The 14,409-nt window shown below is 67.0% G+C and carries 12 protein-coding genes; 5 read left to right on the forward strand and 7 right to left on the reverse strand.

All coding sequences use genetic code 11. The features are described 5' to 3' along the window. The first annotated feature begins 29 nt into the window (after positions 1–29). The gene (locus tag AC1RJ5_RS13330) at positions 30–1,301 is read left to right on the forward strand and encodes a spinster family MFS transporter (RefSeq protein WP_493113745.1); all 1,272 of its coding nucleotides are present in this window, start codon (positions 30–32) and stop codon (positions 1,299–1,301) included. Positions 1,302–1,438: 137 nt separating this feature from the next. Here AC1RJ5_RS13330 and AC1RJ5_RS13335 read toward each other — a convergent pair whose 3' ends face one another. Both AC1RJ5_RS13335 and AC1RJ5_RS13340 read right to left on the reverse strand, forming a co-directional pair. Then, the gene (locus AC1RJ5_RS13335; protein WP_269573460.1) at positions 1,439–3,010 is read right to left on the reverse strand and encodes a peptide chain release factor 3; all 1,572 of its coding nucleotides are present in this window, start codon (positions 3,008–3,010) and stop codon (positions 1,439–1,441) included. Between the two features lie 86 nt (positions 3,011–3,096). Beyond that, positions 3,097–3,963, reverse strand: coding sequence for an aldose 1-epimerase family protein (locus AC1RJ5_RS13340; protein ID WP_269573459.1), 867 nt, complete (start codon positions 3,961–3,963; stop codon positions 3,097–3,099). A 106-nt stretch (positions 3,964–4,069) separates the two neighbouring features. Here AC1RJ5_RS13340 and AC1RJ5_RS13345 point away from each other — a divergent pair, with 106 nt between their 5' ends. Next, entirely contained in the window at positions 4,070–4,423 is a 354-nt protein-coding gene (locus tag AC1RJ5_RS13345; protein ID WP_269573458.1) for a hypothetical protein, read from the forward strand. A 2-nt stretch (positions 4,424–4,425) separates the two neighbouring features. Continuing rightward, on the forward strand, positions 4,426–6,183 hold the full coding sequence (locus tag AC1RJ5_RS13350; protein ID WP_493113748.1) for a hypothetical protein: 1,758 nt from the start codon (positions 4,426–4,428) through the stop codon (positions 6,181–6,183). 6 nt (positions 6,184–6,189) lie between these two features. Here the strand turns inward: AC1RJ5_RS13350 and AC1RJ5_RS13355 are convergent, their stop codons facing one another. The 5 genes from AC1RJ5_RS13355 to rpmI all read right to left on the reverse strand — a co-directional run bounded on the left by AC1RJ5_RS13355 (position 6,190) and on the right by rpmI (position 11,324). Continuing rightward, on the reverse strand, positions 6,190–6,924 hold the full coding sequence (locus tag AC1RJ5_RS13355) for an SDR family NAD(P)-dependent oxidoreductase (RefSeq protein ID WP_184162884.1): 735 nt from the start codon (positions 6,922–6,924) through the stop codon (positions 6,190–6,192). A 201-nt stretch (positions 6,925–7,125) separates the two neighbouring features. Then, complete coding sequence (pheT, locus tag AC1RJ5_RS13360; protein WP_493113750.1) at positions 7,126–9,537, reverse strand: phenylalanine--tRNA ligase subunit beta; 2,412 nt, start codon at positions 9,535–9,537, stop codon at positions 7,126–7,128. Beyond that, positions 9,534–10,634: a phenylalanine--tRNA ligase subunit alpha gene (gene pheS, locus AC1RJ5_RS13365; protein ID WP_493113752.1), complete on the reverse strand. Its 1,101-nt coding sequence runs from the start codon at positions 10,632–10,634 to the stop codon at positions 9,534–9,536. Before pheS ends, pheT begins: the two co-directional genes overlap by 4 nt. A 106-nt stretch (positions 10,635–10,740) precedes the next feature. Next, a complete protein-coding gene (gene rplT, locus AC1RJ5_RS13370) occupies positions 10,741–11,106 on the reverse strand; it encodes a 50S ribosomal protein L20 (protein ID WP_116839693.1) in 366 nt (121 codons plus the stop codon). 14 nt (positions 11,107–11,120) lie between these two features. After that, entirely contained in the window at positions 11,121–11,324 is a 204-nt protein-coding gene (gene rpmI / locus AC1RJ5_RS13375) for a 50S ribosomal protein L35 (RefSeq protein ID WP_184162896.1), read from the reverse strand. A 309-nt stretch (positions 11,325–11,633) separates the two neighbouring features. Between rpmI and AC1RJ5_RS13380 the strand changes: the two genes are divergently transcribed. Both AC1RJ5_RS13380 and AC1RJ5_RS13385 read left to right on the forward strand, forming a co-directional pair. Then, entirely contained in the window at positions 11,634–13,742 is a 2,109-nt protein-coding gene (locus AC1RJ5_RS13380; RefSeq protein ID WP_493113755.1) for an AsmA family protein, read from the forward strand. Between the two features lie 211 nt (positions 13,743–13,953). Beyond that, a complete protein-coding gene (locus AC1RJ5_RS13385; RefSeq protein ID WP_493113757.1) occupies positions 13,954–14,403 on the forward strand; it encodes a hypothetical protein in 450 nt (149 codons plus the stop codon). Positions 14,404–14,409 lie beyond the last annotated feature (6 nt).

Here is a 14,409-nt window from a genome sequence, read left to right on the forward strand (position 1 = left end):
TCCGGCTCTTTTGATGTCGAGGTACGGCCATGAACGCTTCCGCTTCAAACCCCGCGACCCGCCCCGGCTATCGCGGCGTGGTGCTGGCGATGCTCCTGCTCGTCTACACCTTCAACTTCCTCGATCGGCAGATCCTTGGCATCCTCGCCAAGCCGATCATGGAGGACCTGCACCTCACCCGCACCGAATTCGGCGCGATCGGCGGGCTCGCCTTCGCGGTGCTCTATTCGGTGCTCGGCGTGCCGCTCGCCTATCTCGCCGACCGCACCAGCCGTTCGGGGGTGATCGCCGGGGCGCTGGCGGTGTGGAGCCTGTTCACCGGGCTGTGCGGGGTCGCCACCGGCTATTGGCAGCTCTTCCTGTTCCGCCTCGGTGTCGGCGTCGGCGAGGCGGGCGGCGTCGCGCCTTCCTATGCGGTGATCGCCGATTACTTCCCGCCCGAGAAACGCGCCCGCGCGCTCGCCATCTATTCGCTCGGCATCCCGATCGGCCTGGCGCTCGGCACCCTGCTCGGCGCCTATATCGCCGCCCTGGTGAACTGGCGCGCGGCGTTCATCACCATGGGCGTGATCGGCATCCTGATCGCGCCGATATTCCGCTGGGTGGTCCGCGACGTGCCCCGGCCCGCCGTCGCCAGGGGCGACGCCGCCCCGGTGAGCGCGGTGTTCGGCATCCTCGCCGGCAAGCCCGCCTTCTGGCTGCTTGCCTTCGGCGCCTCGTGCAGCTCGCTGTGCGGCTATGGCCTGGCGCTGTGGACGCCGCTGGTGCTGATGGGCAATTTCGGCTTCGACCTGGTGACCACCGGCCAGTTCATGGCCTCGCTGCTGCTGATCGGCGGCACCGCGGGCGTGTTCGCCGGCGGCTGGTTCGCCGACCGGCTCGGCAAGGGCGACCGCGCCTGGTACGCTTGGCTGCCCGCGATCGCCTGGCTGATCACCGCGCCGCTTTTCGCGGTCGGCTTCCTCACCTCCAATCCCTGGATCGCCTGGCCGCTGCTGGTGATTCCCAACGGGCTCAACATCCTGTGGCTCGGCCCGGTGACCACCGCCGTGCAGCACATGGTGCCGCAGCACATGCGCGCCACGGCCTCCGGCAGCTTCCTGATGATCAACAACCTGATCGGCATGGGCCTCGGCCCGCTGCTGATGGGCTTCCTCGGCGAAGAGCTGAAGGCCAGCTACGGCGCCGAGGCGCTGCGCTACGGCGCGGTCTTCTGCCTCGGCTTCTACGTGCTCGCCGGCATCCTCGCGCTGTTCGCGGCCAAGCATGTCCGCAGCGGCTGGGTGGAGCAGACGGCCTAGGTAGTTTCCCGACTCGGCGCTTTCCTGAATCGCGAACGAGTCGCAAATCGGCGAAAAGCAACGCGCGTTCCGAGGGGAAGCCTTACCGGGACGGCCGGGCGGGGATGGGACCGCCCGGCCACCCCTCGGGTCTGCGCTCAGCGCTCGCGTGTCGCCGCGAACTTCACCCTGGGATAGCGATCGGCAACATAGCCGACCTCCCAGCTCGACTTGGCCATGAACACCGGATTGTCGTCGCGGTCCTTGGCCATGGCGCCCCGATTCAGGCTCATGAACTCCGCCAGGTCCTTGGGATCCTCGGCCGAGATCCACCGCGCCGTCTCGAACGGAGCCATCTCCAGCCCCGCCGCCACCTTGTACTCGGCATCGAGCCGCGAGATCAGCACGTCGAGCTGCAGCTGGCCGACCACGCCGATGATCCAGTTCGAGCCGATCTCCGGATAGAAGACCTGGGTCACGCCTTCCTCGGCCATGTCGTCCAGCGCCTTGCGCAGCTGCTTGGTCTTGGTCGGGTCCTTCAGGGCGACGCGGCGCAGGATTTCCGGCGCGAAGTTCGGCAGCCCGGTGAAGCGCACATCCGCCTTCTCGCTCAGCGTGTCGCCCACCCGCAGCACGCCATGGTTGGGGATGCCGATGATGTCGCCCGGGAACGCCTCGTCGGCCAGTTCACGCTGCTGCGCGAAGAACAGGATCGGCGAGTGGATCGCGATCGGCTTGCCATGCCCGGTCGGCGTCAGCTTCATGCCGCGCTTGAAGGTGCCCGAGACCAGCCGCATGAACGCGATCCGGTCGCGGTGGTTGGGATCCATGTTCGCCTGGACCTTGAACACGAAACCGGTGACCTGGCCCGCATCGGGCGCGACCGGCGCCGGCTCGGCCGGCAGCGCGTGCGGCGGCGGGGCGTGCGTCGCGATCGCCTCGATCAGCGAATCGACGCCGAACTCCTTGAGCGCCGAGCCGAAATAGACCGGGGTCAGGTCGCCGTGGCGATAGGCCTCGCCGTCGAACGCCGGATAGCCCGCCTGGGCCAGCTCGACATCCTCGCGCAGCTTGGCGAGGTTCTCGGGCGAGATGATCTGGTCGAGTTGCGGATCGTCGAGCCCGGAAGTCTGCACCACCTTGCCATGGAACTCGCGGCTGTCGCCCTCGGGCAGCAGCAGGCGGTTGGTGGCGAGGTCGAAGATCCCCTCGAAGGTACCGCCCATGCCGACCGGCCAGGTCATCGGGCACACGTCGAGCGCGAGCAGGTCGGCGATCTCGTCGAGCGTCTCGAACACGTGGCGGCCTTCGCGGTCGACCTTGTTGACGAAGGTGATGATCGGCACGTTGCGCAGCCGGCAGACCTCGAACAATTTCCGGGTCTGGCTCTCGATGCCCTTGGCGACGTCGATCACCATCACCGCCGAATCGACCGCGGTGAGCGTGCGATAGGTATCTTCCGAGAAGTCCTCGTGGCCTGGCGTGTCGAGCAGGTTGAAGGTCACCCCGTTCCGCTCGAACGTCATCACGCTCGACGTCACCGAGATGCCGCGCTGCTGCTCGATCTTCATCCAGTCCGAGCGCGCACGCCGCGCCTGGCCGCGCGCCTTCACTTCGCCGGCGAGATGGATCGCGCCGCCGAACAGCAGCAGCTTTTCGGTGAGCGTGGTCTTGCCCGCGTCAGGGTGCGAGATGATCGCGAAGGTACGGCGGTCGGAGGGAGAAGGCATCGCGGCCCTCTAGTCGTCGCGCAGCCTCTCGGCAACGCCTGCGATTTCTCGCACCTGTACTAAACTGCTCCCCCAGGCGATCCGCCCTAGACCCGGAGCGAAACCCGCATCGTGAAGGTCCGCGCCTCGCCCGGCGCGAAGCGCAGCATCAGCGGCTTGTCCCAGATCTCGCCGGTGAAGCCGTACGGATCGGCGATGCCGTGCCAGGGCTCGATGCACAGATAGCGCGCGCCCGGCTTCATCCACAGCCCCAGCGCCGGCGTATCGGGGAAATCGCAGACCAGCTGCGGCCCGCCCAGCGCGCCATAGCTGAGCGACTGGCTGCGCACCGGATTCCACACCAGCGCATCGCGCTCGAACAGCTCGTCATACAGCTCGAGCATCCGGTCCTCGACCGGGCTCTCCCAGCTGTCGGCGTCCATCCAGCCGCCCTTGACGATCGCCGCCAGTTCGCCGGGCTCCTCGTCGGCGAAGACGATCTGGTGCTCCTCCTTGCTCGAGCCATAGGGCAGCGGCCAGGCAAAGGCCGGGTGGAAGCCGAAGCTCGCCGGCATATCGACATCACCGGTGTTGGTCACCGTGATCTCCATCAGCAGCGAAGCGTCGATCAGCGTGAACGCCGCATCGAGCGCGAAGGCGAACGGGTAGACCGCGCGCGTCTCCGCATTGTCGACCAGCCGGAACACCGCCCGGTCCGGCGCCTGCTCGACCAGCGCGAAATCCTGCTTACGGGCGAAGCCGTGCTGGGGCAGCGTGTATTCCTTGCCGTCCAACCGATATTTGTCGTCCATCAGCCGCCCGACGATCGGGAAGAGCAACGGCGCCCGTCCGCTCCAGAAGGCGGGATCCGCATCGGTCATCAGCTCGCGGCCATCCGCATCCCGCAGCGAGGAGAGCTCGGCGCCGAACGGATTGATCGCGGCGGACAGCGACTCGGACTGAATAGAGATCATTCTGGACCTAATAGATCATGGGGAAGACGGCGGCGGATACTATAATCCGGCGACACAGGGGCAAGAGGGGGCAGCCTGAAGGCCAGGCCGCCCGGGAGGAGACACCATGAACAGTCAGACAATCGATGTCATCGGCGATCCCGCGCTGATCGCGGCGATCGCGGCGCTTGCACGGCAGGAGGGCCATGCCGCCTCCGAGCCGATGCTGACCGAATCGATCAGCGACGCGCTGGACGCGCCGTTCGGCGTCGACGAGATCCGCCAGGTCTGCGAAGTCGTCACGATCATGATGGGAGCCGGCACCTCGGTCGTCGGCTTCCTCGCCGCGGTAAAGGCGCTGCTCAAGCGCAGCGAGCCAAAGGGCGGCGGCGAGACCGCGGTGATCGTCAACGATACCCAAAGCCAGGCCCGGATCACCAGGCTGACACCCGATACCGACATCAGCCAGATCGGCGGCTAGCCATGCTCCCCATCATCCAGTTCGATCCGGCCACGATGTCGTTGTTGTACGACGCCCAGCTGATCGGCGGACTGGATGGCGGCGGGCCGATCCAGCAGGCGGTCGCCGCGGTCACCCAGGGCAGATCCGACGAGGCGATCGCCATTCTGGCATCCATCGACGACGACAGGACCTTCAACCGCGGCCTGCAGATGGTGTCGGCGATCTGGCACGAGAAGCGCCATTTCCTCGATTTCGTGTTCAGCAATTACGGCGCGTTCCGCTTCCGCCAGTTCGTCGAAATGTACGCGAACATGCCCCTCATCCTTCGCGAGGGGCAGGAGGCGGGGAAGATCCATGTCCCCCTCGAAATCTATGCCGATCCCGTTCGCAGCGCGGTCGCGAAGGTCGAGAACCCATCCGCCCACTTAGCCACCCTGGCATCGGTACTGACCCGTCGGCGAAAGATGATCGAGAGGGACCGGGCGCAGGAACAGACGCGCTTCGGGAGGCTCGAGCTGGGCGGCGAGGCACAGCTCGAATGCATGGCCTTCCTGGCGCAGCTCGATTTTGTCGGTACCTATTTCGGCGAGGAGGGCATGCGGCGCTTCTACGGCTCGCTGTTCGATGCCGGGCAATTCGCCGCCAAATATCTCTCGCTGATCGAAACCGCCGGGCGGCTGGGGGTGGTGCAGGGAGATGTCACGGCCGAGGATGCGATCACGATCGACCCGTCGCTGCTCGAATGCATCCTGTTCGCATCGCTGCAGACCGACTATTTCGGCGCCTCTGCCCCCGGCTATGCGGCCACCTCCTACCCGGCGGAACGCTTTGCCGCGATCTCGGTGGAACTCACCCAATCCGGCAAGCTGCCGCAACACGGCGCACCGCCGCTCACGCCCGAGGATTGCTGGGAACTCGTCGATCAGGCGTGCCGCACCATATTTGGCGAAAGCATCGAGGGGGCCATCGCCAGGGATCTTGACCTGTTCCGTGCGCAGACCGTCGACAAGATGCGGGGAAACATCCCGCCGGCGCTCGAGACGATGTTGGAGGACTATCTCGGCCTGCGCGAACGCATGCTCGAGGAATTTCGCGAAGACCCCGGCAAGTTCATCTTCTCGGCAAGATTCACCTCGGATCTCGCCGATCGCCTGCAACCGAATTACGTGATGGCGGCAAGCGGCGGAGATCTCGGCGATCCGCCGCCCGGCTACCATCTCATCATGGGCTATGATCATGAGAAGGGAACGGCGGGCGGCCAGGACCTTCCCTATCGCAAATGGTGGTGGGCCTGCGCGCCGACGCATCAGGCGGCAGGCGCAGCGCCGGACCGGCTGGGATTTGCCAACCCCTCGGTCTGGTACTCGGTGATGGACTTCTACGCCCCCACCGCCAAGCTTCTCATGAACGGACGCCGGCTCAGGACGCTCATCGGGCCCGAACTGCTCTTCGCTCAGCAGCGGCTGACGAATGATTTCCAGATCGAAATCGAGATATATCCGAGCTTCGCCTTTCCGGACGAGACGTTGCCGGTGGAGGTTTTCTACTATTACTACGGCACCGACCGGCTGAAATGCGACATGTCCTCCGTCCCGCTCACGCGCCCGGAAGGCGTGGCGATAAACCCCTGGACGCTACGGCGATGGCCGGGGCTCGCCCGGCACATGATCGCCACGCTCGGGGATCATGACTTCGCCTATTTCACCTTTGTTCGCGACTGGTCGCCCTGGGTGATATCCAGCGCCGCCTATGACGAGATCCGGCCCTTGATGGCGTGAGCGCGCTCAGCCCTCGCGGTGGATCGCGAAGGCCTGCCAGCTCTGGTTGACCGGCATCAGCTCGAGGCTGTTGATGTTCAGGTGCGGCGGCAGCGTCGCCACCCACAGGATCGTCTCGGCGATGTCCTCGGCGGTCATCGGGTTCACGCCGCCATAGAGCTTGTCCGAGGTTTCCTGGCTGCCGGTGCGCACCAGGGTGAACTCGGTCTCGACCATGCCGGGCTCGATCGAGGTGACGCGCACCCCGGTGCCGTGCAGGTCGGCGCGCAGGTCGAGGCTCAGCTGGCGGACGAACGCCTTGGTCGCCGCGTACACATTGCCGCCCGGATAGGGATAGGTCGCCGCCACCGACGACAGGTTGATGATCGCGCCCTTGCGCGCCACCAGCATCGGCAGCAGCTTGTGGGTGATCGAGACGAGCGCGGTCACGTTCGTGTCGATCATCGTCTTCCACTTGGTGAGCGACGCCGCCTGCGCGGGCTCGAGGCCCAGCGCCAGCCCGGCATTGTTCACCAGCAGGTCGAATTCGCGGAAGCCCTCGGGCAGCGAGTCCAGCGCCGCGTCGCGGGCTTCCTCGTCGCGGATGTCGAAGGCGAGGGTGCGGACATTGTCGCGCTCCAGCGGCGCCAGCCGCTCCGCCCGCCGCCCGGTCGCGACGACATTCCACCCCGCATCGGCAAAGGCCAGCACACAGGCCTCGCCAATCCCCGAAGTGGCGCCGGTGATGAGTGCGGTGGGCATGGGCTGGCTCCTTGTGCTGCGGTGCCGCGGCTATGCGGCGCGCGAAGCGGCAAGGCAACCGGCTCTCGCCCCAATCCGTCACCCTGAACTTGTTTCAGGGTCCAACTCTCCACGAACGATATCGCTCGCGGCACATTGGATGCTGAAACAAGTTCAGCATGACGAAATGGGACCCCATCCTCCCGTCAAGGGAGGTGCCGGTCAGCCCCGCAGCACCGCGCCCTGCTTGGCCGCGGCGGCAACCACCTTGTCGGCGACCGCCTTCAGCTCCTCGTCGGTGAAGCTCTTCTCGCCCGGCTGGAGCGTGACTTCGATGGCCAGGCTCTTCTGCCCTTCCGGCACGCCGGTGCCGGTGAAGACGTCGAACAGCCGCGCATCGACGATGGTCGTCTTGTCCGCGCCCTTGACGCTGCGGACCAGGTCCCCTGCCGCCAGCGTCGCCGGCACCAGGAAGGCGAAGTCGCGCGTCACGGCCTGCAGCGCGGGCGGCGTATAGGCCGTGCGCATGAAGCCGGTGCCGCCGCGCTTGCCGGGCAGCGCATCGAGATAGAGCTCGACCGCGGCGACATCGCCGTCGAGGTCGAACGCCTTGAGCACGCTCGGGTGGACCATGCCGAATGCCGCGAGCACCGTCTTGGGCCCCAGGCGCAGCGTCGCCGACTGGCCCGGGTGCCAGACCTCGCCGGCCTCGCCCATCACCTGCAGGTTCGCCACCGGCGCGCCGGCGGCCTCGAGCAGCGCCAGCGCTTCGGCCTTGGCATCGAAGGCGGTGAAGGGCTGCGCCTTGCCACCCTGCCAGCCGCGCGGCGTCTTCGCGCCCGCCAGCAGCACGCCGAGCGTCACCCGCTCACCGTCCGCCAGGTAGCGCCGCCCCAGCTCGAACAGGCGCACCGAGGTCGCGCCGCGCTTGAGGTTGCGCTCGGCAGCCCCCAGCAGGCCCGGCAGCAGCGACGGGCGCATGACCTTCATGTCCTCGCTGATCGGGTTGGCCAGCGTCCAGGCACCGCCGCCGAAGGGCGCCGCCTCGCTCTCCGAGACGAAGCTCCAGGTCACCGCCTCGTTGAGCCCCCGCGCCGCCGCCGTGCGGCGCAGCTTGCGCTCCAGCTTCTGCTCGGGCGTCGCGGTCGGCTTCGCCACGCCCGGCACCCGCGAGAGCGGCGTGGACGGCACATTGTCGATACCCTCGATCCGGATCACTTCCTCGACCAGATCGGCCGGGCCATCCACATCGCGGCGCCAGCTCGGCGCGGTGACGCGCAGCGCGTCGAAGCCCGCATCCAGCTCGACCGGATCGCCATTGCCGTCGAGCGGCTGGACCGTGAAGCCCAGGCTCTCGAGGATCTCGACCTGCCGCGCCGCCGGCACCGCCAGCCCGCCCAGCGTCTCGGCCAGCTTCGGATCATAGCCCGTGGTCACGCCCACCTTGGGCAGCACCCCCGCGCGCGTAACCTCGCTCGCCGTGCCGCCGCACAGCTGGATCACCAGCCGCGTCGCGATCGCGATGCCGTCCTCGAGGAACTGCGGATCGACGCCCCGCTCGAAGCGCGAGCGCGCATCGCTGGTCAGGTTGAGCTTCTGCCCCGCCCGCGCGATATGCTCCGGCTCGAAATAGGCGCATTCGATCACCACGTCGGTGGTGGTTTCGGACACGCCAGTGTCCTCCCCGCCCATGATCCCGCCGATATCGTGCACGCCGTTGGCGTCGGCGATCACGGTGATCGTCTCGTCTAGCGTATAGGTCTTCTCGTTGAGCGCCAGCACCTGCTCGCCGGCCGTCGCCTTGCGCACGGTCAGCGCGCCCGACAGCTTGGCCTTGTCGTACACATGCAGCGGGCGGCCGAGATCGATCATCACATAGTTGGTGATGTCGACCAAAGCCGAGATCGGCCGCTGCCCGATCGCCTTGAGCCGGCGCTGCATCCACTCCGGCGACGCGCCGTTGGTCACGCCCGAGACGGTCTGGCCATAATAGGCCGGGCACCCCTCGGGCGCCTCGATCCTCACCTCGGGGCCCGCGCCCGCAACCGCAACCGGCTCGGCATCGAGCGGCTTGAGCGTACCAAGCCCCGCCGCCGCCAGGTCGCGCGCGATCCCGCGCACGCCCATGCAGTCCTGGCGGTTCGGGGTGATCGAGATGTCGAACACCGGGTCGTTGAGATCGGCATAGTCGGCGAACGCCGTGCCCACCGGCGCATCGGCCGGCAGCTCGATGATCCCGTCATGATCCTCGCCCAGCTCGAGCTCGCGGGTCGAGCACATCATGCCGTTCGATTCGACCCCGCGCACCGCGGCGACCTTGAGCGCCATGCCGTTCGCCGGCACCACCGCGCCCGGCGTCCCGAGCACGCCGACCAGCCCCGCGCGCGCATTGGGCGCGCCGCAGACCACCTGCAGCACCTGCTCGCCGGTATCCACCGTCAGCACCTGCAGCTTGTCCGCCTGGGGATGCCGCTCGGCGGTCAGCACCTTGGCGACGCGGAAGCCGTTCAGCTTCTCGCCCGGATTCTCCACGCCTTCCACTTCGAGGCCGACGCGGGTCAGCGCCTCCTCGATGTCGGTCAGCGAGGCGTCGGTGTCGAGATGCTCCTTGAGCCAGCTCAGGGTGAACTTCATGCGCCCACTCCCCCGCTCAGCGTGGGCACGTCGAGTGCCGAGAAGCCGTAATGCTTGAGCCAGCGCAGATCGCCGTCGAAGAAGGCGCGCAAGTCGTCCATCCCATATTTGAGCATCGCCAGCCGGTCGACACCGGTGCCGAAGGCGAAGCCCTGCCATTCGTTCGGATCGAGGCCGCAGCTCTCGATCACCTTGCGGTGGACCATCCCGGAACCGAGCACTTCCATCCAGCCGCCATTGTCGCTCTTGCGCGGATCGCCGCCGATCACGCGCTTGCCGTTCTGCCAGGTGAAGCCGACATCGACCTCGGCCGAAGGCTCGGTGAACGGGAAGTAGCTCGGGCGCAGCCGCAGCACGATGTCGTCGCGCTCGAAGAACGCCTTGAGGAAGGTCTCCAGCGTCCATTTCAGGTGGCCGAGCGTGATCCCCTTGTCGATCACCAGCCCCTCGATCTGGTGGAACATCGGCGTGTGCGTCGCATCGCTGTCCGAGCGATAGACGCGGCCCGGCGCGATGATCCGGATCGGCGGCTTGTCCTTGACCATCGTGCGAATCTGCACCGGCGAGGTGTGGGTGCGCAGCAGATACTTCTGGCTGCCGTCTTCCTCGCGCGGGAAATAGAAAGTGTCGTGCATCGCCCGCGCCGGATGCGTCTCGGGGATGTTGAGCGCGGTGAAATTATGCCAGTCGTCCTCGATCTCGGGACCGGTGGCGACCGCGAAGCCGAGATCGGCGAAGATCTCCGCCAGCTCGTCCATCACCTGGCTCACCGGATGCACCGAGCCGGCGGCCACGCCGTCGACCGGCAGCGTCATGTCGAGCGTCTCGCTGGCCAGGCGCGCATCGAGCGCCGCCTTCTCCAGCGTGCCCTTCCGCGTCGCCAATGCCTCGGTCACTGCCTCGCGCAGCGAATGGATGCGCGGGCCCTGCTCCTGGCGCTCCTCGGGAGTCATCCCGCCCAGGGTCTTGAGCAGGCCGGTGATCGCCCCCTGCTTGCCAAGCGCATGCACGCGCACGGCCTCGACGGCGTCGAGCCCCGCCGCTGCATCGATCGCGCCGAGCAGGTCGGTGCGGAGCTGGTCCAGATCGGTCGTCATCAAATCCTCACTTCGTCGAGGGAGCCTCTAGCGGGGGTGGGCACAAAGAAAAAGGGCGCCGGTGTTGCCACCGGCGCCCCATTTTCTCGTACTCGCGCAGGTCGCCTTAGGCGGCCTGGGGCAGAGCCGCCTTCGCCTGCGCGATGATGGCGGTAAAGGCTTCGCCTTCGTTCATGGCGATATCGGCCAGGACCTTGCGGTCCAGCTCGATGCCGGCGAGCTTCAGCCCGTGCATGAACTGCGAATAGGTCAGGCCTTCGGCGCGGACACCGGCGTTGATGCGCTGGATCCACAGACCACGGAAGGTCCGCTTCTTAACCTTGCGGTCGCGATACGCGTACTGGCCGGCCTTTTCGACGGCCTGACGGGCGATGCGGATCGTGTTCTTGCGACGACCGCGATAGCCCTTTGCCTGCTCAAGAATGTTCTTGTGCTTGGCCTTGGTGGTTACACCACGCTTAACTCGTGCCATTTGTCAGGCCCTCCTTACTTCAGACCGTAGGGCGCCCACGCCTTGATGTGTGCAACATCGGCGTCGGCGAGCACGGAGGTGCCGCGGTTCTGGCGGATATACTTCGCGTTGTGCGAAATCAGGCGGTGGCGCTTGCCGGCGACTCCATGCTTCACCTTGCCAGTGGCGGTGAACTTGAAGCGCTTCTTTACGCCGCTCTTCGTCTTGAGCTTGGGCATTTTCGTCTCCTTATAGTTCGACGATTGCGGACACGCGCGGCAGCCCATTCAGCCGGCGCATCCCTACGATCGCGGAAAGCGGGGCCCCTAGCCGAAGAGTCGGGAGAGCGCAAGGTGAGTCTCTGGACTCCCCTCCACCCTACCTCGTCATCCCCGCGAAGGCGGGGATCCGTTGGCACTGAAGCCGGATGGAGCCGCACCGCCAGCCAGAATGGATTCCCGCCTTCGCGGGAATGACGAGGGATAGTCTGGGATGCCGGCAAATCCCCCGAATCGGAACCCCTTGGCATCGCCGGGCTTTCTCCCAGCATGGCCGATCGCGAAGCCCCGATAACCGCAGCCGACCCGGCACCAGCGCCCGCCGACGCGCCCGCGCGCCCGATTCGTGCCCTCGGCACGCCCCTCGCCAGCGTCATCGCGGTCGCCGCCACGCTCCTCGGCCTGGTCGTCCTCGCCTGGACGATCCTGTTCGTCACCAAGGGCCGCTTCCTCAAGCACAGCTTCGAACGCATCGTCGCCCAGCAGACCCACCGCGAGGTGAAGGTCGCCGGCGACTTCCAGCTCTATCTCAACCCGCTCAACGTGAAGTTCGTCGCCGAGGGGATGACGATCTCCAACCCCGCCTGGGCCGGCAAGGGCAATTTCTTCGAAGCGAAGCGCATCGATTCGCGCATCTCCACCTGGGGCCTGATCACCGGCCGCCGGCGGATCAACTGGCTCGGCCTTGAGGACGGCCGGATCGACCTGCGCTGGGACAAGGACGGCAAGCGCAACAGCTGGACGTTCAGCGAGGAAAAGGGCGAGCCGCTCGACCTGCCGGTCATCCGCCGCGCGCTCGTCCAGGGCACGATGATCCGCTACATCGATCCGCGCATGCGGATCGAAGCCGGGATCCGCATCCACACGGTGGAAGCGAAGGACACCCAGTTCGCTTCGTCGATCGGCTTTGACGGCGCCGGCACGGTGCGCGGCACCCGCTTCGTCATGAACGGCGCGCTGCTCACCCCCAACGCCACCGTGTCGGGCGGCAGGAACCAGCTCAAGCTCCATGCCGAGGCGGTGCGCACCCAGGTCGATGTCTCGGGCACGCTCCCCGGCGCCACCGAGATCGAGGGCGCCGACCTCCACATGAATGTCCGCGGGGCGAACCTGGCGGACGTCTTCATGCTCGCCGGCATCGCCGTGCCCGACACACGCAGCTATCGCCTCACCTCGGCGCTCACCAAGCGCGGCGACGAATGGCGCTTCACCGGGCTCAAGGGCCGCTTCGGCGACTCCGACCTTGCCGGCAAGATGACCGTGAAGATGACGCGCCCGCGCATGCTGCTCACCGCGCAGCTCGCCACCGACACGCTCGACATCGTCGATGCCGGCCCGTTCATCGGCTACAATCCGAACACGCTGGCGGCGAAGGGCGCCGCCGGCGCGATCACCCAGGTCTCCGGCACGCCGCGCCTGCTGCCCGATGCGAAGCTCCGCATAGACGCACTTCGCAACTTCGACGCGAAGGTCCACTGGACGGTGCGCGACGTCCGCGCGCCGAGCATGCCGGTGTCGAACATCGAGCTGGGGCTCGATCTCGACAACATGCTGCTCAAGCTCAGCCCGCTCAATTTCAGCATGGCGCGCGGCACGGTCAGCTCGGACATCAGCATCAACGCGCGCAAGCAGCCGGTCTCCACCGATTACGACATCCGCCTGTCGCCCACCCCGATGGGCACGTTGCTCGCCGGCTGGGGCGTCGAGCAGAGCGGCACCAGCGGCACGGTCAAGGCGCGGGTGCAGATGACCGGCCTCGGCGACAGCGTGCGCGAATCGCTGGCCAATTCGAACGGCCGCATCGCGATCATCCTGCCGCGCGGCTCGCTATGGACGCGCAACGTCCAGCTGTCCGAGATCGATATCGGCACCTTCGTCCAGAAGATGTTCGAGAAGAAATTGAAGGAGCCGGTGCAGATCAATTGCGGGCTGATCGGCTTCACGGTGCGGAACGGCGTGGCCGCGGCGGATCCGATCCTGATCGACACGCAGAAGAACGTCATCCTCGGCCGCGGCGGCTTCAGCTTCCGCAACGAGAGCATCGACCTGGCGGTGCGCGCCGACAGCAAGAAGTTCAGCCTGTTCTCCGGCCAGTCCCCGGTCGGCCTGAACGGCTATTTCGCCCGGCCGGGCCTGAACGTGATCTCGCCCGAGCTGGTCGCCCGCGCCGGCGTCGGCTTGGGGCTGGGCGTCGTCGCCAGCCCGTTCGCGGCGATCATCGCGTTCGTCGATGTCGGCGATGCCAAGGCGGCCGCCTGCGGCCCCGTCCTGGAAGGCGCCCGCGCCGCGGCCCAGCGCACCACCAAGGGCAAGCCCCGCGACGATGTCGGCAGGGGCACGACGAGCAAGTCGGAGAATGGCGGGCGCGGGCGGGATTAGGGAACGCCCTGAAATACCACCGGCATCCCCGGCGAAGGCCGGGGCCCAGTCCCGGCGCACTATCGAAGGCACCGGAACCTCGCGAGCGACATCGCGGCTGGACCCCGGCCTTCGCCGGGGAGCGGCATCCACCCATATCGGTTCGCAAACCCGATTGACGCCACCTCCGCGATGCCGGACCCTCTCCCCACAAACCATCGGAAGGGGAACGATGCGCATCCACCTGCTGCTCGCCGCGACTGCCGGCCTGGCCCTGGCCAACATACCACCCGCCACGCCCGAGGCACGCGCGTCCACCGTGCCCTTCTGCGGCACCGGCCTGGTAGCCGGATTGGCGATCTGCCTCAGCTGGAACATCAAGCGCTCGGAATATCGAACCCTGGTAGCGCGGGCCAATGCCGGCGACCGGGATGCCGCGCTCACCCTCGCGCAGTTCGAAGACGAACGCGACGATATCCAGTCCGATGGCCGCAAATGGTGGGCTCGCGCCGCACAGCTCGGCGAATGCCAGGCCATCCGCAAACTTCGCGATGATGCCGCAAGTGCCGGCAATGCCCGCCTCGCCGCGCATTGGCGGAAACAGGTGGACCGGTATCGTTGCACGGTTCGCGTTTACGGCGAGCGTTGGATGGGTTCGCGCTGGCTGCTCGGAAAGCAATAGCCACGC

The organism is Sphingomonas sp. GW822-FHT03G08 (genome assembly GCF_058801135.1).

Coding starts and splice junctions, on each gene's coding strand:
- AC1RJ5_RS13330 (WP_493113745.1), top strand. CDS start 30: ATGAACGCTTCCGCTTCAAACCCCGCGACCCGCCCCGGCTATCGCGGC.
- pheS (WP_493113752.1), bottom strand. CDS start 10,634: ATGACGACCGATCTGGACCAGCTCCGCACCGACCTGCTCGGCGCGATC.
- AC1RJ5_RS13350 (WP_493113748.1), top strand. CDS start 4,426: ATGCTCCCCATCATCCAGTTCGATCCGGCCACGATGTCGTTGTTGTAC.
- AC1RJ5_RS13340 (WP_269573459.1), bottom strand. CDS start 3,963: ATGATCTCTATTCAGTCCGAGTCGCTGTCCGCCGCGATCAATCCGTTC.
- rplT (WP_116839693.1), bottom strand. CDS start 11,106: ATGGCACGAGTTAAGCGTGGTGTAACCACCAAGGCCAAGCACAAGAAC.
- AC1RJ5_RS13355 (WP_184162884.1), bottom strand. CDS start 6,924: ATGCCCACCGCACTCATCACCGGCGCCACTTCGGGGATTGGCGAGGCC.
- pheT (WP_493113750.1), bottom strand. CDS start 9,537: ATGAAGTTCACCCTGAGCTGGCTCAAGGAGCATCTCGACACCGACGCC.
- AC1RJ5_RS13345 (WP_269573458.1), top strand. CDS start 4,070: ATGAACAGTCAGACAATCGATGTCATCGGCGATCCCGCGCTGATCGCG.
- AC1RJ5_RS13335 (WP_269573460.1), bottom strand. CDS start 3,010: ATGCCTTCTCCCTCCGACCGCCGTACCTTCGCGATCATCTCGCACCCT.
- AC1RJ5_RS13385 (WP_493113757.1), top strand. CDS start 13,954: ATGCGCATCCACCTGCTGCTCGCCGCGACTGCCGGCCTGGCCCTGGCC.
- AC1RJ5_RS13380 (WP_493113755.1), top strand. CDS start 11,634: ATGGCCGATCGCGAAGCCCCGATAACCGCAGCCGACCCGGCACCAGCG.
- rpmI (WP_184162896.1), bottom strand. CDS start 11,324: ATGCCCAAGCTCAAGACGAAGAGCGGCGTAAAGAAGCGCTTCAAGTTC.